The following is an 18,874-nucleotide window of genomic DNA, read 5'->3' as shown; positions in this document are numbered from 1 at the left end:
GATATTAAAAGAAAGGAAACGTGTGATAATTAACTTCCTAATTATCATACAAGGAAAAAATATGAGAAACGATGATAGTTATGAAGCCTACAAAAGGAAATTTAATCTGGGGGTTGTTGGTGTAATTATACTTATGCTGGTGCTTTGGTTTGGGAATTTTGATGGTTCGAACCACAATTGGGAGCTACTGGTTAAAAATATAGGCACCACCAAAGCAACTTATCGGTGTAGTGATTCTTCCATCACTGATCTTATCACTGATCTTTTTTGGGACGAACATAATCAGGAAATGCTTGAAAAATATGTGAAAGAAGAACGGGAATGGGAATCTACTCATGAATATGACCATTTTTTGGAAGATTTGGGATTATATAGTGTTATTTGCCTCGATGGTTGCATTGGTTGCGCCCCATGGCGCACCTTTGGCTGTACCACTGTAGTAGATAGTGGTTAAAGAAAATGCGTTTTCAAATAAATTTGTGGGTATATTTGTAAGGTTATTTGATAATGTTACACTAATAAGATTACTACAAGATTCAAACACACCCTGTTCTATATAAGTTACGCTATTCGGAACAACTATGGCCGTTAAGCTTTCATTTATCTGATTCGTCCGCATGTGCTGAGGTAGGGGAAACAACCATTCCAACAGCAAGCGCCCCTGTTAAAATTTTTGCTACTAACTTTTTTAATTGGCTATTTTGGCTGTATACCAGAAAAATAGGGTGTTATATTCTTTGGGAGCAGAACAAAGAAAGATATCGACAGGATGGAACTTCCTGGGATTGTATATGTGATATGCAAAAAGACGCATGGTCAAAATTTTCTTTAGACTCATTGGTGACGAATAGAGATAAAAAATTTTGTGATGCAGATACGCTTACTGAAGAAATGAAAGAATTATTGATAGAGAAGATATTGGTTTATAGCAATAATGTATTGGAAATATACTGGAAAGCAGATTTCATAAAATACTTTTCTGATACAAGCAGGATCATTGGAAAGGAGACAGGAAAGAATGAGTGAAACAGCAATCAAGGCACCAAAGGTGAATCATTGGATTTTTGTGTTAAAAGACGGAAAATTTGTATTTGATAAAAAGACATTGGAAGCTATTGACAAGGTATATGCAATATTAGAGGCTGTTGAGCCTTGCGGAGAGGATAACAGAAGAGAGTTGTGGCTGAAAGCGGAGCGTGGAACTATAGACGATTATGACGACTACGAAAGCCTAAAGGATGAAGAAGTCGTAGAGAATTATGAAGAGTTTGAGAAAATGTGGCATGAAGAATATCCAGACGAAATAAGCTGGTATCATCTTGTGACAATAGAACGGGATGATTACAGGGCAATATTTCTTGGAAGAGAGCTGATCTATCAGTCCAGGATTCTGGAAGCTCACTCTTCATATGAGTACAATGTTGAAGAACTATTTGTATGGATGCAGGATGCAGTTAAGAAATGTATTGCTTAAATGAAGGAAGGAACCTATAATGAGGATGTGAATGATAATCTAAATGCCAGACAGAGAACAGGTACAATATCAAGAAAAGATTACTGGGATATATTCCCTGAACGAAAAGATTCTTATCTGTCAGACATTACAGCCGCTACGACATCGGAGAAAAGGAGCAGGATATTATTGCTCTTGTCGGAGTTGGAAAAAGCAACCGTGAGATTGCAGACGAACTGTTTCTGAGTGAGGGAACCGTCCGCAATTATATCAGCAGCATTCTCGATAAGCTTTCTCTGCGTGACCGCACCCAGCTTGCAGTATTCTATTTGACGAAGGTGTGCAACTAGCAACGAAAATTTAATCGAATCAGAAAACCAGTCCTTAAAGGCAGATGGTAGCTGCTCAAAGGGCACAAGCGAAAATAGTCATATAAACAAAAGAAGGGGGAAAGACGAGTTTATGCCATTTATGGGTATAGAGCATTGGACTATTGCAATATGCGATGATGATGAAATATTTCTTTCGAGGTTGGAGAAACAAATAAGGGCAGAATTGCAGCAGCTAAATGTAGTGGGGGAAATTGTATCATACACGGATAGTGAGAAATTGTTGGAGACAAAACTGCATCAGACAGAAATTTTTTTTCTTGATATTGATATGCCGGAAGTAACGGGTATGGAATTGGCTGCCAAGTTGGAAGAACAAAATCCGCAGGCAATTGTTATTTTTATCAGCAATCATGAGGAGGCTGTATTTGAGGCAATTCACTATAAGCCATTTCGTTTCATTAGAAAAGCGTATTTACAGGCGGAACTTTCGGAAGCGTTGCAAAGCTTGAAAAAACAGAAGGAGAAGAGAGCGCGATTTATTACATTAGATGTAAAAGAGCAACAGATTGTGCTTCCGGTAAAGGAAATCGTTTATATAGAGAGTCAGGCTCATTACCTACTATTTCATGTAATGAATTCTGAGCGTGAAGAACAGGTTGTGCGAAGCAGAGGAAAAATATCTGATTATGCAGAAAAAATGCTTATTTTCCATTTCCTGCGTCCGGGAAAAAGTTATCTTGTAAATAGCATGTGGATACAGAATTTTAATTTGAAGGAAATCACTGTAAAAACAGGGCAGCATATTCCGGTCAGTAGAGATAAGAAGGAAGAGGTAAAGAAACAATATTTTGGTTATATGAGGAGTCGGATATATGAAATGGATTAGTTTCATAATAGAGATTGCGGCCTGCATTATCAGTTTTGGAATTTGCACAGCGGTAATTCGGGCGCAATTTAGACCTAAAGACGAATTGTCATGGTGGAAGTATCTTGTGTTTGGAATCACATTTACAGCAGTTACTTATTTTGAAGTGGGGTCGAATCTGATTGCGTCATTTATTGGAATGGGAATATGTATTTTTTTTGCCCAGAGATATTTTGAAGGACGGTTTGCTTCAAAAGTCATCTCTGTTATTATGATTAATGTATTGACAATTCTGATAAGTATCATATGTCTTTATGTTATTTCAGCATTCAGCGGAGTGACAATGGAAAAACTGACGATGTATGGGAATTCGATGAGACTTATCGAGGTTTGTGTCATGAAGAGTCTCTGCATTTTTATCGCATATGCTTATATAAGAACTATAAAAAGACAGAGAGAATTTGTACAACAGGAATTGCTGATAAGCGGGATTTTTTTTGCTTGTTTTTTTGTTGTCTCTCTGTTTTTTATTATCCTGTTAAAACAGGTTATGTTACCGCGAATCTTACAGATAGCTTTTGCAGTAATAACGCTTTTGTTTCTGGGAATCATTCTTCTTGTGTTGTGGCTCTTGAACCACTTGCAAAATCAAAATCGAGAACTGCTTGAGAACAGTATTTTGCGAACTCAGTTGAGGGAGCAGGAGAAACTGATGAAAGTATCAGAGGAAAGCAACCAAAAAATCCGCGAAGTAAGACATGATATCCGACGTTATTTCTCGAACTATCTCCAACTTTTGGAAGAAGGTAAGGTAGAATTAGTTAAAAAAGAAATGCAAAAGACTTTTGCCACGAAACTGTCAGAGAAACAGCAGATTTATACCCCTAATTTGATGTTGAATGCTGTTATCAATGAGAAGAAGGAGATATGTGAAAAGAACCACATACGATTTGTGATTCATGTGAAGCTTCCGGAGAATATAGATACGATAGAACTGGCAATTGCTTTGTCGAATCTTTTGGATAACGCGATTGAAGCTGAGCAGAAAGAGCAGGAGCAGGAAATTCATCTTAACATGGAAGTGGTAGATGAAATGTTTAATCTAATTGTAGAGAATCACATTCAAAACTCTGTTCTTTGTGTAAATCCTAAACTTGTCACATCGAAAAAAAATAAGGCTGAACATGGATTGGGAATCCCGACAGTTCGGGAGATTGTCAATCAGTATCAGGGATTTTTAAATATATCGGAAGAAGCAAATAATGTGATTGTACATATGGTAATTCCACTTGCTAATTTTGCCAAAAACAGGTAAAACTTGCCAAACGAATTGTAAAGATTAAGAAATCAGTTATCATCAGATTGAAAGGACGTGTGTTTATGTCTGGATTATCAAAAATGATAGCTGATTTTTTTGTTCGTGAAAATGTAATTGAACATGAGGAATATGAGATTTATAAATATGGTTCAGATATATTAATTGAAAATATAGGTACAACTATATTTTTGATTTGTCTGGGTTTTATTTTCAATAAAGAAATCAGTACACTCATTTTTATTGCTGTATTTGCCGGTATAAGACGATATTCGGGTGGTTATCATGCTAAGACAAAATTAAAATGTTATATTTTGACTATCACAAATTGGGCAGTTGTAATAGTGTTACAGAGGCTGCAACAAAAATTTGGGTTCACTAGATTTGGAATTGAACTTATTATATGTTGCATGGTTTTCATGGTTATGTTCTTTTTTGCACCAGTAGAGAATCCAGGAAAGCCATTGTTTGAACGGGTTAGAATTGTAAATAAAAGAAAGACACTTATCATAACATTGATGGTTATCATTATATCGTTAAGCATAAGGATAAAATTGCCGGACGCATCATTTGCTATTCTGGTAGTTTTAATAGAAGTAGCGCTACTAATTATATGGGGGAAGGAGGATGTCAGATGAAAGGTAAGAAATTTGCAGAGGTATTTGCGTCACTTGTAAAAACAGTGGCAATTGCATCCGTATCTGAAAGCTCAGATTGGTATAATTATCAGACTAAGGAGCCGGAAGGACTGAGGAAAATCTATTTGATAAAACATGAAAAGAAGTAAAGAATGAAATTGGTAAAAATTTTTGTGGAAAAACGTACTTTACAGGAGGAAATAACAATGAAAAACAAATTAAAAAAAGCACTTTGCTTAGGGTTAGTGTTAACCATGTTTTCAACAACAAGCGTTATGGCAGCAACCTATGGATATTCATTTGGTCTCATGCCGGAAAATGTTCAAAATACAGCCTATAAAGCAAAAACTGGAAGTACAGCCTATGCATCTGTGCATGTTACGGAAATGAATTATCCGTCTGCCTCAATTAAGTACCGTACACATGTAGCAGATAAGGAATTTACAGCGGAGTATACTGAACAAAGAGGCTTAGGAACGTGTACAGTTATTTACAATAAAACGGTAAAAAAAGATGAAAATGTAAGTTTATATGGTTATAATCCTTCATCAAACGGTGGAATTACGGTTTCAGTAGGAGGAACTTGGGAACCATAAGAAGTTATGATAAGCAGATGCGGCATTTGGCGCATCTGCTTATTGGAGGGGGAAAGAAAGATGGGAAGAAAAAATTGTGCAGTTATTATGCTGACAAGTGCCTGTCTTGTTCTGACAGCCTGTGCGCCAACGGAGTTTCCCGAGCAGAATGGCACAGAGCACCAGAATCAGATGGAGGGGGTCGCCAAACAGGAGCTTACAGAGTTTGATACAGATGATGTTGAGAAAATTCCAGATCATCTGACCTGTCAGGTGGATGATCTGTTAATGGTAGATGCAGATGTCCGGTTATGGGGGCTTTCGGAATGGAAGCTTTCCGACTGGTATGCGACAGAAAAAAATTATACAGAATCAGAAGAAGAGGCACATGAGCTGATTCAGAAAATGATGAACGAAGCAGGGTGGAAATATGAGGAGAAGGATGTAGAGTGTTACAGGAACAGTGAAGGGGAAAAAATTTATTATGTAGAGATTTCAAATCATGAGGACAATGTTTATGTTTTACCGGACAGATTTAGTTATTCAACTGAACGCGGGTATGTTTCCTTAAATCAGTCAGACTTCTGCGGAGATTATAAGGGAGACAACAGAGAACTGTACAAAACCGGCAGAGAGCTGGCGTTCGGTTCGATAAAAGAGAGTGAACAGCTGGCAGTGGATTATGCAGAAAAAATGGGAATTCAGGTCAGTGATACAGTGGACTGCTATACACTGGATGAAAAGAATAAGAGAATATCATGGCTGGATCTTGATAAATTCGACAATCACACACCGGAGGAAGAAGAAAATAGGAATTTCTCGTATGCGATATTTCTTTATCAGGATTACTTTGGCATTCCGGGTCTTAGATATGATCCGGGGGATGGAAAACTTACAAACGATACCACTTTCCGTTCAAGCGTGTGTGAAGTAAGTGTAGACAGGGATGGAATTGCATATTTTCAGTCTGCACCAACGTATGAGCTGGAGAAAATGGGAACCGAACAGGAGATTCTTCGTCCGGCGGACATTATAGAAAAACAGGTAGAGATGATGAAGTCAAAGGAGGAAACCGGTGAAATGAAGCTGTCGGAGGTTTCGCTGGAATATCTGCCGGTTTACGATAAAGAAACGGAATTGTACCATATGTGTCCGGTATGGGCATGTTATTATTCGCAGACAGTCACTCACTATGGTGAGGTGAATTATGATTCCGAAGAGAAATATATAGCTATTTATGATGCCTATACAGGTGAAGTTCTGCAGACCAAATGAGGGGGGAGAAATATGAACCGGTATTTTACAACAAATGTACTTCGCATGTTTCAGAATCGAAAAATATATATCTGCACACTTGGAATGGCACTGACACTGTATATGAGCGGAATTGCTTTTATCCGCTCAGACGGGGATTCTGCGAATCTGCAGGATGCTTTTTCCGTCGTATCCAGTTCCGGGTTCATTATCCTGTTTTATCTGCTCTGCGTGATTGGCGGAGGTCTCAGTTACTGTGAGGACTGTAACAGTGGTTTTACCAGATACGCAGTCGTAAGAGGTGATGCAAAAAAGTATATCAGGGGGCATCTTTTTTCTGCAGCCCTTGGCGGCTGTGCAAGCATGCTTGGCGGTATGGCATTGTATGAACTGCTCATGATTTTTACGCTTTGGCCGATAAAAGGCTCGTTTTATGCTATGTTTTCGCAGAATCATGCTTACTTTATCCAGAATATCTGGAATGCTCTGCTACTGTCCCTGCTGGGTGCGGTTCTCGCAGGATTGGCGATGACGGTGACGGCATGTATTCCCAATATATTTGTCGGGACGGCAATGCCCATTCTTATTTATTACATGGTCATCTGCCTGTCCAATAAATATGCTCCGCTGGAGCTGGGACCAATTCTGCCGGCATGGGTATACTTTGGCAATGCGGAATTTCTGGGGGGAGGAATCTGGCAGATGCTTTATGCTCTGGCGTATACAGGCTGTATCTACTTTGTTTTGTGGAAGATTGCGGCAAGGCAGATTATAAGGAGGATGGAAAATGCTTAGGAGTATGTGTAACAATTTCAGAAAGTGGAAAAGCAGCTACCGGGTATTCATCGTCTTTTTGTCCGTTTTGGTTTTCACATTTATCCGGGAAGATTATTTAAGGCAGTATGCGCAGGATGTGGGACTAGCGGTGACACCATATTTTTTCGCTTTTCAGATGGATGACGGAATAACGCGGATGCTTTTTTATTTTGGGGTGGTTTTATTGTTTTGTAATGCCCCGTTTATGGATGACCAGCAGATGTTTGTTCTGGTGAGGACAGGGCGGCTGCGCTGGTTTGCCGGACAGCTTGCCTACATTGTTGCCGCGAATCTGGTATATTTTCTGTGGACTGCACTGACGACAGTTCTGGTACTCATTCCGCAGGTCGGATTTTCTACGGACTGGGGCGGTATTATCCGGATGTGTGCAGAAAATAACGGACTGGCCGGAGTGGTGATGCACAAGGAAATCGTGGAAGCCTATACGCCACTTGCTGCCTGTCTGATTACCTACGGACTGAATGTACTTGTGGGTACGCTGCTTGGTCTTGTTGTTTTTCTTGGAAACATGCTTGGGAGCAGAATATATGGATCAGCAGTGGCCATTGGCTGGATTGTTTTTTCCAATATGATTGATGTGGTGAGGCTGCCTAAGCTCAGAGTTCTGTCACCACTGCACTGGACGACCACCTATGCTTATTTAAGGAGCGATGATGCAGTTCCGCTGTGGTATATTCTTGCGGTTGAAATCGCAATTATTCTGGTGACCGGATTTATCATTATGAAAAAATCGAAGACATACACACTTGACGCTATTGAGTCAGGCTTATAGAACATTTGCTGAAGGCAGAGAGGATTTAGAGAATGGAAAATTTGATAGAAATACAGGATGTCGTAAAAAGGTTCGGGGAACAGACGGTTCTGGACCATGTGAGCCTTTCTGTCACACCCGGAAAAATATATGGAATCATCGGAAGGAACGGAAGCGGCAAGACAGTTCTTTTTAAAAGCATCTGTGGTTTTGTCCTGCCGGATGCGGGGAAAATCCTGGTTCGTGGCAAACAGGTGGGGAAGGATGTGGATATCCCACAGGGAATTGGAATTATTATTGAACATCCGGGTTTTCTGCGGGATTATTCAGGCTTTCAGAACCTGAAGCTTCTTGCGCGTCTGCAGAAAAAAATCACAGATGAGAAGATAAAAGAGAGCATCCGGCTCGTGGGGCTTGATCCGGAAGATAAGAAGAAGGTGGGGAAATTTTCCCTCGGCATGCGTCAGCGACTTGGAATTGCACAGGCAATTATGGAAAGTCCGGACATCCTCATTTTGGATGAGCCGATGAACGGTCTGGATAAACATGGCGTGGAGGATATGCGGAAGCTTCTGGTTCAATTAAAAGAAGAAGGGACAACCATCCTCGTAGCGAGTCATAATCCACTGGATATAGAAATTCTCTGTGATGAGGTGTACGAGATGGATGCCGGAGCAATAACGAAAGTTCATTAAAACAAAAAAACCAAGCAGGGAATTATTATATAATGCTTATTGACTGTGCAATCATACAAGAATATATTCCTGTCTTTGACAGTTATTAGAAGAAAAAATCGCTGTATCCATTGATTTTACTGGGGTTCAGCGATTTTTGCCGTTGTTTTGAAGTATAGTAATTTATTCCTTCCCTTTGCAGATATAAAAGGACTCTGCATTTTTGGATTTTGATATATGAAGATGCATATGCAACACCTTCTTATTATACAATACAATAACAGAAAATAACATATATAAAAACATAAAATTTGACGCAAAAAAAGCAGGTTTTATAAGGCCTGCAAGTACTTTTTCTATTATTCAACTGTCAAACTCCCGAGTAGGCGGTGATAGTGATGCGCTGTTGACAAAATGTAGTTTACAACATAAAATAAATATGAATTAAATATAACACTTATCGTTGCCACCGGGCAGCGATTAAATGAAAGGTGTTCAGGACACCGCCGTAGGTACAGCGCATTAAAAATGTGCTATAAGGCGATGCCTTGGATACTTTTTTCTTTTTGGTGGCAATTGGGAAAGAAAGGAGATTTTATAGTGAAGATAAGAATAAATTCTTAGAAGATTTTTGTAAACAAAGATTAACTTATGGTAACATTGAGGGAAATCCTGAATTTAAAGCAGGAGTCTGCAAGCTTTATAAAACTATTAAATTGGATGAGATTATCCCCACGCATGGTGCTACGGGTGCCAATCATCATGTGTTTTATTCTCTCATTTCGCCGGGAGAGAGAGTCATTAGCATCAGACCGACCTATCAACAATTGTATTCTATTCCGGAATCCTATGGTGCAGATGTGCAGTTGATTGATCTTAAAAAGGAAAATGGGTATCTTCCTGATATTGAGGAGATTCGCCGTCTGGCAACACCGGAAACAAAAATGATCTGCCCATTGATTCTTATACGTTTTGTGAAGAAATGTACAAGCAGACAGGTGCTTTTGTCACGCCAGGGGACTGTTTTGAACAGTCGCACAGCATGAGGATTGGATATGCCTGTGATGCCGAAATCCTGAAAGCTGGTCTATGTGCGGTCAGCGAATATATTAAGATGAAATTGAAAGTGAATTAAAAAATCATGTGATTTATCCGATATATGAAATATAAGGGAAACAATGGATATATTTCACGGAGGAGACATTATGAAAGTAGGAGAGGCAAGAGGAATCTACAGTTCTGTTCTGAAATCATACAATCAGCAGAAATTCAAACTGTCAAAGCAGCGAAATGAGCTAAAGGAACGGATGGAAAGCACACCGGACGGTAAAACGTTGTATGCCGATGAGGCAGCCACTCTGGATTTGCAATATAATGCCGTTGCAGAAAAACAGGATGAATATCAGGATTATGTAGATCAGCTTATGGAGCAGTGGGAAAGCAAGTTTAACAGTGTTGCGGCAAAGCAGCAGGACGAGGCTGCGAAAGACTACAGTGAGGAAATGGGAAAAATCATGACGGTAGCCAGACGCATCATGCATGGAGACATTGTGCCAGCACAGGATGAGAAAAAGCTGATGGAATTTGATAAGGATCTGTACATGATGGCAAAAAATGCCGGAATGATGGCGCGGTTGGAAAAACGCAAAAAGTATAAGTCGCTTTGGGATGATGAGGAAAAGAAAGAGCGTGAGGATCCAATGGAAGCAGCTGATGCAGAGGAAGCATTTGCAGCCGGACCGGAGGTTGTGTCGGTGGAATCGGTTATGGAGGCAGCGACTGGGGAGATGGAGTCGGAATAAGAGTAAATGGACTTTCAAGTTGGTAAAAATTGTGCTAAAATAACAGTTAGAAATAACTAACCTGAAAGGAGAGACGTAACTATGGTAATCAGGATTACAGTAGAAGCAATCGTGTACAGTCTGCTTTATACAGCGTTTATGCTCGTTTTATTTAGAATCCAGGGAGCAAAATACCAGCTTTACAATTATCCACCTGCAATTAAGGCGCGGGCTATTGAAAAAGGGATTACAACACAGGCGGAGTTGGATGCACATGCGAAAAAGAATAGAGTATTCGGGCTTTTCGTGTAAGTGAGTATGGAAATAGCATCCTATGTATTTTTTACAAGAAAGTTTAGTTTGACTTTTTAGAAAAAGAGAAATATAATGATTTTCAAACGAGTAGCAAACGAGCGTAAATCCAGTTTTGCTGCTCGTTTTTATTTTTATGATGCCATGAAAAAGTGTGTAGCTTATCAGCGTAAGTCCAGCTTGTGAGATAAGTACATGCTTTTTTTATGCAGAAAAAGGAGGATTCAGTTAAGATGGCAGAAAGTAACAGGATGAAGGAGATGCCGGTCAATAAGCTCATGGTGCAGATGGGAATACCGATGATCTTGTCAATGGCATTACAGGCGGTCTACAATATTGTGGACAGTGCCTTTGTCGGAAACATGAAGGAGGGAAGTGAAGCCGCTTTAAATGCACTTACGCTGGTGTTTCCGGTGCAGATGCTCATGGTAGCGGTAGGAATCGGAACCGGTGTGGGGACGAATGCACTTCTTGCGCGGACACTTGGACAGGGAAACAGCAAAAAAGCAGCAAAAGTTGCGGGAAACAGTTTATTTCTTGGAGTAATTATTTATGCGGTATGTCTGTTGTTTGGAATTTTCGGAGTGAAAGCCTATATTTCATCGCAGACGGTTGATCCGGAAGTAATTGCAATGGGAACAGGTTATCTTCGAATATGCTGCGTGATTTCGTTTGGAATTATCTTCTTTTCCCTGTTTGAAAAGTTATTACAGGCAACCGGACGTTCGCTTTATTCTACAATTGGTCAGGTTGTGGGGGCAATGGTAAATATTATTCTTGATCCAATTATGATTTATGGTATTGGACCTGTTCCTGAAATGGGAGTAGAAGGTGCAGCATATGCGACGGTAATCGGACAGGTTACATCGGCAGTATTACTCTTTATTTTCCATATGAAATTAAATAAAGAGTTTGCGCATGGAACAAAATACATGAAACCGGAGGGCGGAATTATAAAAGAAATTTATTCGATCGGACTTCCGGCGATCATTGCACAGGCACTGATGTCTATTATGGTTTATGTAATGAATCTGATCTTAAAATTTAATCCTTCGGCGCAGACCGCATATGGATTGTTTTATAAAGTGCAGCAGTTTGTGTTGTTCCTTGCATTTGGTCTGCGTGATGCGATCACACCGATCATCGCTTTTTCTTATGGAATGGGAAGCAAAAAGCGTATCAAGGATGGAATCAAATACGGGCTGATTTATACGATTGCACTTATGATCCTCGGTGTGCTGATCACGGAAATTTTCCCGGGTGCATTTGCAACTTTATTTAACGCAGGGCTGTCAAGAGAATATTTTATCGGAGCAATGCGGATTATTTCTATCAGCTTTCTTTTTGCAGGAGTCAATGTCGCATATCAGGGAATTTATCAGGCATTGGACGGAGGCATCGAGTCGCTTGTGATTTCGCTGCTTAGACAGCTTGTAATTATATTGCCGTTGGCAGGCATTTTCTCTATTTTCGTCCGAAACGGACAGATGGGAGTTTCGCTGATCTGGTGGGCGTTCCCGATCACAGAGTTTATCGCGTGTCTGGCCGGCTATGTATTTTTAAAGAGAATATGGTGTATGAAGCGCAGAGAAAAGTGATTTTGGAGATTGCGGAAAAGGAAAGCTGTGTGATCATAGGACGGAATGCGGATTTTATCTTAAAAGACAAAGATAATGTGCTGATTTTTATACATGGGGATATGCCGGAAAAGGTAGCGCGTATCTGTAAACTGTACAATGTTACCGAGGAGGAAGCAGAAAAAATGATGGCGGATATTGATAAAAGGCGTATGACAAATTATCGATTTTATACGGATCAGAAGTGGGGTATGGCAAAGAATTACATATAAATATGATTACATTGCTTTTGCAACGATTTTCTCATCGTTGTTTTGAATCTCGTTGCTGCTTTTTTCTTTCTTACAATTGTTACAACAAAAGAGAAATTTGAACAAAGAAATGGTGCCGAGAAAAATGCTGTTTATTGTATTGGACAGACATCTGTAAGTCAGTATGCTAATCTTTGTAGTGTACCATTAAATTCTATTTTAAGGAGAAACTATGTATGGGATTAACAGATACAAGTAAATTTTTAAGTCTGGTACTCAGACATAAACCGGATACAATAGGAATTTCGCTGGATGAACACGGCTGGGCGAATGTATCAGAGTTAATAGAAAGCATTTCAAAGACAAGGCCGTTTGACATGGAAATGCTCGAAAAAATTGTACAAACAGATAATAAACAAAGATATTCATTTAATGAAGATAAGACGTTCATAAGGGCAAACCAGGGACATTCCATACCCGTAGATGTTGAATTAAAAAAAGCCATACCGCCGGAGTTTCTTTATCATGGAACCGGGGAGAAGTATGTTGCATCGATTGATAAGACCGGTCTGATTCCAAAGAGTCGGTTATATGTCCATTTATCAGGGGATGAAGATACGGCAGTCAAGGTTGGAAGCAGGCATGGAAAGCCGGTGATTTACAAAGTGGCTGCTGGAAAGATGGAAAGGGCAGGTTATGCGTTTTTCTTATCGGTAAACGGAGTCTGGCTTACAAAAGAGGTGCCGAAAGAGTATTTGATTAAAATGGAATAAGAGTAATTCCGATTGACCATTTTGAGTGTCTCCTTGCTTAGGCTTTATTGTTGCGTGCAAATTGTATTTCTGTGTTAATGTCATTTAAGGATAAATCCTGCAGATTGTTTTGTTCTGCGGAATGACGCAGGGCATTAAAAGCAGAGCGTCCGTCCTCTAAAGAAACGCTGGTGGATGCACAAATTTCAAATGGAATTTTACGTTCTCTGACAACTGCCCGCGCAAAAATATTAAATGCGGTGGAAGCGTTCATACCAAATTCTTTACATAAATTATCAAATTGATTTTTTAAAGACCATATGGAGCGCTGGTCGATTTTTGTAAAAAGTGCAGGTAGAAACAGTTAAGCAAAGATGTTATCATTTAAAATATCAAAGTGAAATATGTGGAGGAACTATATTGGTTAGAGAAATTTATGAAAATGAATTAAAGGATCTGCTTGAATTATATTTGCATTTGCATGAAAGTACAATCTCGGAAATGTCAGAGTATTTAAGTAAAACATGGAATTGTGTATTTTCGACAGCAGGACACGCAATAGACAGCGAACAGAGAGGGCAGGGGCTGGAAATTGCTTTGCCAATCACAGTGGGAGACAATGTCTGGATTGGAACGAATGTATTCGTGCTGCCGGGCGTGACAATCGGAAACAATACCATCATTGGTGCCGGAAGTGTTGTGAATAAAAATATTCCGGATGGTGTGATCGCGGCCGGTAATCCCTGTAAGGTAATCCGTAAAATAACCGATTCCGATAAGAAAAAATATCCAATTTTTGAGGAAAATCATGAACATTTTAATCATAGAAGATGATGCAGCCATCCGTCAGGAATTAAAGCTGCTGTTAGAAAATGCACTGTATCAGGTCACGGTACTGACAGAATTTCATCACGTGGTAGAGGACATTCTGCAAATGGAGCCGGATCTGATTCTGCTTGATGTAAATCTGCCGCAGCAATCCGGATTTGAGATCTGTAAAAGTGTCAGGAAAACGTCGGATGTTCCGATTATTTTCCTGACCAGCAGGACGGATTCAATGGATGAATTAAGCGGAATGCTGCAAGGCGGTGATGATTATATCACAAAGCCGTTTCAGCCGCCGTTACTTCTGGCGCATATCGCGGCCGTATTAAAACGGGCGAAAAAAGCAGACGTAACAGAGAAGATGATCTGTAAAGGTGTGGAACTTGATGTTGTCCGTGGCTGTGTGAAGTGTCAGGAGCAGCAGGTGGATCTGTCGAAAAATGAATTGAAAATCCTGCATTACCTGTTTTTGCATCAGGGAGAGATCGTGCCAAGAATCGAACTGGTGGAATACCTGTGGGATCAGCAGGTCTTTATTGATGATAATGCCCTCAGTGTAAATATCACACGCCTGCGCGCAAAACTTGCAGAAATTGGCGTATGTGACTTTATTGAGACAAAAAGAGGGATGGGCTATCGCATATGAAACTGACAGAATATCTGAAAGACAAGGTGTTGCTACTGCTTTTACATATGGTATGCATGGCTGGGCTTGTTATCTTTTTGCGGCTGACCGGCTATTCCATGGATAAATGTGTGATTATACTGGTGTGTTACGGTGTAATACTGGCAGGATGGCTTTTCCTTCAGTTTTTTTCACGCAGAAGCTATTTCAGAAAATTAGAGCAGCTTACGGATCAGCTGGACAGGCGTTATCTTCTTGGAGAACTGATGCCGGAATCGTTTGGGCTGGAAGATCGCAAGTACCGGGAACTGATCCGCAAATCCAACAAATCGGTAATCGAGCGGATACACCAGATGGAACAAAACCAAAAGGATTACCGGGAGTACATTGAAAGCTGGGTGCATGAGATCAAGGCACCGATCACGGCGATTGCGTTAAACTGTGAAAATAACCGGGATGAGAGGAGCCGCTATCTCCTTGTGGAAAACCGCAAGGTTGAGAATTATGTGGATATGGCACTGTACTATGCGCGTATGGATGCGGTATACAAAGACTACATGATCGCGGAATCCAATCTGCAGGAAGTGGCACAACAGGTGCTTTTGCAGAACAAATATTATCTGATCCAGAGCCATGTAAAGGCGGAAGTTGCCTGCCCCGATACGGTATACAGCGATAAGAAATGGATCGCTTTTATTTTAAACCAGCTCATTCAAAACAGCGTAAAATACGGCAGAAGTGAGGGTACTCACATTCAGATTGTTACTAAAAAAACGAAAAGCGGTGTTCTTTTGTGGGTAAAAGATGACGGTATCGGGATTCCAAAGGAAGAACTCCCACGGATTTTTGAAAAAGGGTTTACGGGAACGAACGGAAGAAACCGGGAGCGTTCGACCGGAATGGGACTGTATCTGTGCCGTAAACTCTGTGACAAGTTAAATATAGAAATCCGGGCAGAATCTGCGGAAGGAAAGGGAACAGAGATCATACTTATGTTTCCGGTGAGTGAATATCTTACCGGTTACAGGGAGACATAACGCGTTTATCTTTCAAAACTGTAAGATTCAGGAAAGGTAATTTCATACAAAGCGGAAAGATCCCGTGTTAAAGTAGGCATAGTGAAGAAAAAATGATATTCTTTACTATGCCTTTTATTTACAAGCGAGGGAAAGGAGCGTCAGAAGATGCAGGAAATCATACGCGTAAGCGATGTGGAGAAATATTATGGAGACGGGGATCAGGTGACCAAAGCGGTGGATCGTGTCAGTTTTGCCGTGCAGCAGGGGGAGTTTATCGGTGTGATGGGAGCTTCCGGTTCCGGAAAAACAACGCTTTTAAATCTGTTGTCAACCATTGACCGGGTGACAGCGGGACATATTTATTACGGAGATACCGATATCACAGAACTGGGGGAAGAACAGCTTTCGGAATTCCGTAAAAAACAGCTTGGGTTTATCTTTCAGGAATACAATCTGCTGGATACGCTCACGCTGGAAGAAAATATCATGCTCGTTATGACGCTGCACCGGCGTGGCAAAAAGGAGATTCAGAAACGGTGCAGGGAGCTGCTTCGCATTCTGGGAATCGAGGAGGTTAAGGATAAGTATCCGTATCAGGTGTCCGGCGGACAAAAGCAGCGGTGTGCATGTGCCCGTGCACTTGCAAATTATCCCACACTTCTTCTGGCAGATGAGCCGACGGGGGCACTGGATTCACTGGCAGCGCAGACACTGTTAGAGACATTTACGGAGATGAACAAAAACATGGGGGCAACCATTCTGATGGTGACACACGATGCTTTTTCCGCAAGTTATTGCAGCCGTATTCTGTTTCTGAAAGACGGACGGATTTTTCATGAACTGGTGCGTGGGGAAAAAGAACGCCGGGCGTTTTTAAATGAAATACTCGATGTGATGACACTGACGGGAGGTGAACGTTCCCATGATGTGTAAACTTGCTTTTCGAAATGTAAAGCGCATGGCAAAAGACTATATAGTGTATTTTATGACGATGGCGGTCGTGACCGCACTCATGTTTTCGTTTCATACGCTTTTGTTTTCCAAAGATGTGCAGAATCTGTTTCAGATGGATGCCATGATGAGTGTGATGACGGGACTTGCGACTGCTTTTATCGTGCCGATCATTGCGTGGCTGATCAATTATATGGTGCGGTTTGTACTGGAAAAGCGAAGCCGTGAGTTTGGGATTTATCTTCTGGTCGGGGTAAAGAAAAAAGAGATTGCGAGACTTTATTTTGCAGAGAATCTGCTGCTTGGAGCGGGCGCATTTCTTGTAGGGATGGGACTGGGCCTGCTTTTTCAGCAGATCCTTCTGTCCATTTTTTACAGCATGGTGCAGCTGGATTACAAACTGCATCTGGAATGGAACCGAAACTGTATTTTGATGACGGCTGCATGTTATCTGTGCTGTTATCTGCTGGCGCTGTTTCGTAGCCAAAAAAAATTCCGCAAAATGAATATCCATGATCTGATGGACAGCCAGAGACAGAATGAGGAAATCAAAGAAACACATGAAAAGGCAAAGAGATGGTTCCTTCCGTTATCTGTGCTGTTTCTTGTCGTATTCGGTGTGTTTCTGTTTTGTTTTAAAGCATGGGATACCGGAGTTGTAATCGCTTTTCTCATTGGACTGGTGCTGACGATTTATCTTTTTTACACAGGCATTGCGGCGTGGATCGCCTGTTATGTCAGAAAAAAGGGAGCTGCTATTTACCGTGGGGATGCGCTGTTTCTGCTCCGGCAGTTTTCTTCTAAGATCCGGACACTGCGGTTTACCATGGGAACACTGACGGCACTGTTTACTCTGGCGATACTCGGAAGTTCGGTGGCATTTATGTTTAATCATTTCCAGAATGAGGTGCTTGTGAGCAAATTTCCGTTTGATGTGCAGGTATACAGCAGCAATGTGAAGGATGAGTTTCAGCAGGAAATTGCTCTGCTGAAACAGGAGACAGCCATAAAGGAAATTTTTACTTATAAGGTTTATGAGAACGAAACGAATCAGGTCAATGCATATCTGTATACACATCTGAAAGAATTTGGATCAGAGTATCGGAACGCAGATGGCACACCGGACTGGAAAAAGATCAGTAAAAATGAAGAACTGGCATATTGCAATTACGATACCTATATGGGACTCTCGGATTACAACCGGCTCCGTACCATGATCGGACTTTCGGAAGTGCAGTTAAAAGAAGATCAGTATACCATCCATATCAAAGACCGCGTGCTGAATCAGACCGGGGATTTTTCCGGTCGGATCAAAATTCAGGGAACAGATGGGACATTATCTTTTGCGGGCTATCACACGGAGGGATTTTCGCAGAACGGCCACAACGGAGGGGATTATATTATTATTGTTCCGGATGCCGTTCTTGCACAGATGCATCCCTATTATGCAGAATTGGTGGCGGATATCAAAGGCGAGGCACCTGCGGATCTGGAGAAACGGCTGGATGATCTGGAGAAGGATCCGGATAAAATTAGTGTGCAGGGGCACGCCATGACGGAAGCAGCTTCGGATGACTGGGATGGGGAAGCACTTGGAAATTCCTGTTCGGGTTCGGATACAATTGTTACCTATACGGCAAAAAATCTTGTGCGTGACAATCTGATTCCGGAAGTGAAATATATGTTATCTTCGCTGATGTTTCCGCTTTTTTATATCGGACTGGTATTTTTGTGTGTGGCACTGACCGTGCTTTCCGTGCAGCAGCTCAGCGATTCCGTAAAATACAAATTCCGCTACAGGGTTCTCTTTCAGATTGGTTACAGCAGAAGAGAAATCCGCAGGATGATTTTAAAGCAGCTTGCCGGGTATTATCTTTGTCCGGCATGTGTGTCACTTGCAATCAGCGGACTGGTCTGTGTATATGTTGGTGGTAAGTTTGACTTTTATACGGGGGTTCGGGCGGCACCGGCAACTTATTTTTTGATTTCTTCGGTATTGTTTTTCGGAATTTATCTGGTGTATTTTATCATTACCTATATTGGATTCTGCCGGAATGTGGAAGAGTGGGGGTAAGAAAGGGATGGGG

General features: G+C 41.0%; 24 protein-coding genes and 2 pseudogenes. 24 read left to right on the top strand and 2 right to left on the bottom strand.

Translation table 11 applies throughout. From position 1 onward, the window contains the following. On the top strand, positions 1-454 hold a 454-nt coding region (locus tag DXD06_RS17250), incomplete at its 5' end, for a hypothetical protein (RefSeq protein ID WP_207661912.1). Here the strand turns inward: DXD06_RS17250 and DXD06_RS18125 are convergent. After that, entirely contained in the window at positions 368-619 is a 252-nt protein-coding gene (locus tag DXD06_RS18125) for a leucine-rich repeat protein (RefSeq protein WP_226948264.1), read from the bottom strand. The two genes, DXD06_RS17250 and DXD06_RS18125, sit on opposite strands and share 87 nt — an antisense overlap. 179 nt (positions 620-798) lie before the next feature. Between DXD06_RS18125 and DXD06_RS09305 the strand changes: the two genes are divergently transcribed. From DXD06_RS09305 to DXD06_RS09215, 18 genes and pseudogenes are all read left to right on the top strand, one after another. Continuing rightward, entirely contained in the window at positions 799-1,026 is a 228-nt protein-coding gene (locus DXD06_RS09305; protein WP_055068774.1) for a hypothetical protein, read from the top strand. Further along, positions 1,019-1,474 carry a hypothetical protein gene (locus DXD06_RS09300; RefSeq protein ID WP_055068775.1) on the top strand — a complete coding sequence of 152 codons (456 nt, stop codon included), beginning with the start codon at positions 1,019-1,021 and terminating at the stop codon, positions 1,472-1,474. Before DXD06_RS09305 ends, DXD06_RS09300 begins: the two co-directional genes overlap by 8 nt. 128 nt (positions 1,475-1,602) lie before the next feature. Then, positions 1,603-1,803 (top strand): annotated as a pseudogene (locus tag DXD06_RS17980) (response regulator transcription factor); the annotation flags it as partial. Between the two features lie 112 nt (positions 1,804-1,915). Continuing rightward, positions 1,916-2,671 (top strand): LytR/AlgR family response regulator transcription factor, encoded by a 756-nt coding sequence (locus DXD06_RS09285; RefSeq protein WP_055068777.1) that lies wholly within the window; start codon positions 1,916-1,918, stop codon positions 2,669-2,671. After that, positions 2,658-3,965, top strand: coding sequence for a GHKL domain-containing protein (locus tag DXD06_RS09280; protein ID WP_117831434.1), 1,308 nt, complete (start codon positions 2,658-2,660; stop codon positions 3,963-3,965). Before DXD06_RS09285 ends, DXD06_RS09280 begins: the two co-directional genes overlap by 14 nt. A gap of 65 nt (positions 3,966-4,030) precedes the next feature. Next, a complete protein-coding gene (locus DXD06_RS09275) occupies positions 4,031-4,603 on the top strand; it encodes an accessory gene regulator B family protein (protein ID WP_117831433.1) in 573 nt (190 codons plus the stop codon). Then, positions 4,600-4,752, top strand: a complete 153-nt coding sequence (locus DXD06_RS09270) for a cyclic lactone autoinducer peptide (RefSeq protein ID WP_082413929.1) — start codon at positions 4,600-4,602, stop codon at positions 4,750-4,752. Before DXD06_RS09275 ends, DXD06_RS09270 begins: the two co-directional genes overlap by 4 nt. Positions 4,753-4,809: 57 nt before the next feature. Beyond that, a complete protein-coding gene (locus DXD06_RS09265) occupies positions 4,810-5,199 on the top strand; it encodes a hypothetical protein (RefSeq protein ID WP_147343619.1) in 390 nt (129 codons plus the stop codon). A 60-nt stretch (positions 5,200-5,259) separates the two neighbouring features. Then, on the top strand, positions 5,260-6,453 hold the full coding sequence (locus DXD06_RS09260; RefSeq protein WP_055068672.1) for a DUF6034 family protein: 1,194 nt from the start codon (positions 5,260-5,262) through the stop codon (positions 6,451-6,453). A gap of 12 nt (positions 6,454-6,465) precedes the next feature. Further along, on the top strand, positions 6,466-7,227 hold the full coding sequence (locus DXD06_RS09255; RefSeq protein WP_055068671.1) for a hypothetical protein: 762 nt from the start codon (positions 6,466-6,468) through the stop codon (positions 7,225-7,227). Beyond that, on the top strand, positions 7,220-8,041 hold the full coding sequence (locus DXD06_RS09250) for a hypothetical protein (RefSeq protein ID WP_055068670.1): 822 nt from the start codon (positions 7,220-7,222) through the stop codon (positions 8,039-8,041). The genes DXD06_RS09255 and DXD06_RS09250 overlap by 8 nt, the downstream gene beginning before the upstream one ends. A gap of 32 nt (positions 8,042-8,073) precedes the next feature. Next, on the top strand, positions 8,074-8,715 hold the full coding sequence (locus DXD06_RS09245) for an ABC transporter ATP-binding protein (RefSeq protein ID WP_055068669.1): 642 nt from the start codon (positions 8,074-8,076) through the stop codon (positions 8,713-8,715). A gap of 527 nt (positions 8,716-9,242) precedes the next feature. Next, on the top strand, positions 9,243-9,740 hold the full coding sequence (locus DXD06_RS09240) for an aminotransferase class I/II-fold pyridoxal phosphate-dependent enzyme (protein ID WP_055068668.1): 498 nt from the start codon (positions 9,243-9,245) through the stop codon (positions 9,738-9,740). Positions 9,741-9,899: 159 nt separating this feature from the next. Further along, entirely contained in the window at positions 9,900-10,496 is a 597-nt protein-coding gene (locus DXD06_RS09235; protein WP_055068667.1) for a hypothetical protein, read from the top strand. Between the two features lie 81 nt (positions 10,497-10,577). Next, positions 10,578-10,787, top strand: coding sequence for a hypothetical protein (locus DXD06_RS09230; RefSeq protein ID WP_055068666.1), 210 nt, complete (start codon positions 10,578-10,580; stop codon positions 10,785-10,787). A 233-nt stretch (positions 10,788-11,020) separates the two neighbouring features. Further along, a complete protein-coding gene (locus tag DXD06_RS09225; protein ID WP_117831429.1) occupies positions 11,021-12,385 on the top strand; it encodes an MATE family efflux transporter in 1,365 nt (454 codons plus the stop codon). After that, positions 12,352-12,630 (top strand): annotated as a pseudogene (locus DXD06_RS09220) (AAA family ATPase); the annotation flags it as partial. The gene DXD06_RS09225 and the pseudogene DXD06_RS09220, both read left to right, overlap by 34 nt. Positions 12,631-12,851: 221 nt before the next feature. Further along, positions 12,852-13,388, top strand: coding sequence for an RNA 2'-phosphotransferase (locus DXD06_RS09215; RefSeq protein ID WP_055263574.1), 537 nt, complete (start codon positions 12,852-12,854; stop codon positions 13,386-13,388). A 37-nt stretch (positions 13,389-13,425) separates the two neighbouring features. Here DXD06_RS09215 and DXD06_RS09210 read toward each other — a convergent pair whose 3' ends face one another. Beyond that, complete coding sequence (locus DXD06_RS09210; RefSeq protein ID WP_226948328.1) at positions 13,426-13,689, bottom strand: type II toxin-antitoxin system RelB/DinJ family antitoxin; 264 nt, start codon at positions 13,687-13,689, stop codon at positions 13,426-13,428. Between the two features lie 98 nt (positions 13,690-13,787). Here DXD06_RS09210 and DXD06_RS09205 point away from each other — a divergent pair, with 98 nt between their 5' ends. The 5 genes from DXD06_RS09205 (at position 13,788) to DXD06_RS09185 (ending at position 18,861) form a co-directional block, all read left to right on the top strand. Continuing rightward, positions 13,788-14,201, top strand: a complete 414-nt coding sequence (locus DXD06_RS09205; RefSeq protein ID WP_330418174.1) for a DapH/DapD/GlmU-related protein — start codon at positions 13,788-13,790, stop codon at positions 14,199-14,201. After that, on the top strand, positions 14,176-14,838 hold the full coding sequence (locus tag DXD06_RS09200; RefSeq protein WP_117831428.1) for a response regulator transcription factor: 663 nt from the start codon (positions 14,176-14,178) through the stop codon (positions 14,836-14,838). Before DXD06_RS09205 ends, DXD06_RS09200 begins: the two co-directional genes overlap by 26 nt. After that, complete coding sequence (locus DXD06_RS09195) at positions 14,835-15,854, top strand: sensor histidine kinase (RefSeq protein ID WP_117831427.1); 1,020 nt, start codon at positions 14,835-14,837, stop codon at positions 15,852-15,854. The genes DXD06_RS09200 and DXD06_RS09195 overlap by 4 nt, the downstream gene beginning before the upstream one ends. A gap of 147 nt (positions 15,855-16,001) precedes the next feature. Further along, entirely contained in the window at positions 16,002-16,769 is a 768-nt protein-coding gene (locus DXD06_RS09190; RefSeq protein ID WP_117831426.1) for an ABC transporter ATP-binding protein, read from the top strand. Then, positions 16,759-18,861 carry an ABC transporter permease gene (locus DXD06_RS09185; RefSeq protein WP_117831425.1) on the top strand — a complete coding sequence of 701 codons (2,103 nt, stop codon included), beginning with the start codon at positions 16,759-16,761 and terminating at the stop codon, positions 18,859-18,861. Before DXD06_RS09190 ends, DXD06_RS09185 begins: the two co-directional genes overlap by 11 nt. Positions 18,862-18,874 lie beyond the last annotated feature (13 nt).

This window comes from Roseburia sp. TF10-5, assembly GCF_003462365.1.
Lineage (GTDB): Bacteria > Bacillota > Clostridia > Lachnospirales > Lachnospiraceae > Roseburia > Roseburia faecis.
The sequence above is the reverse complement of the archived record's forward strand: the minus strand, read 5'-3'. Positions and strand labels throughout refer to the sequence as shown.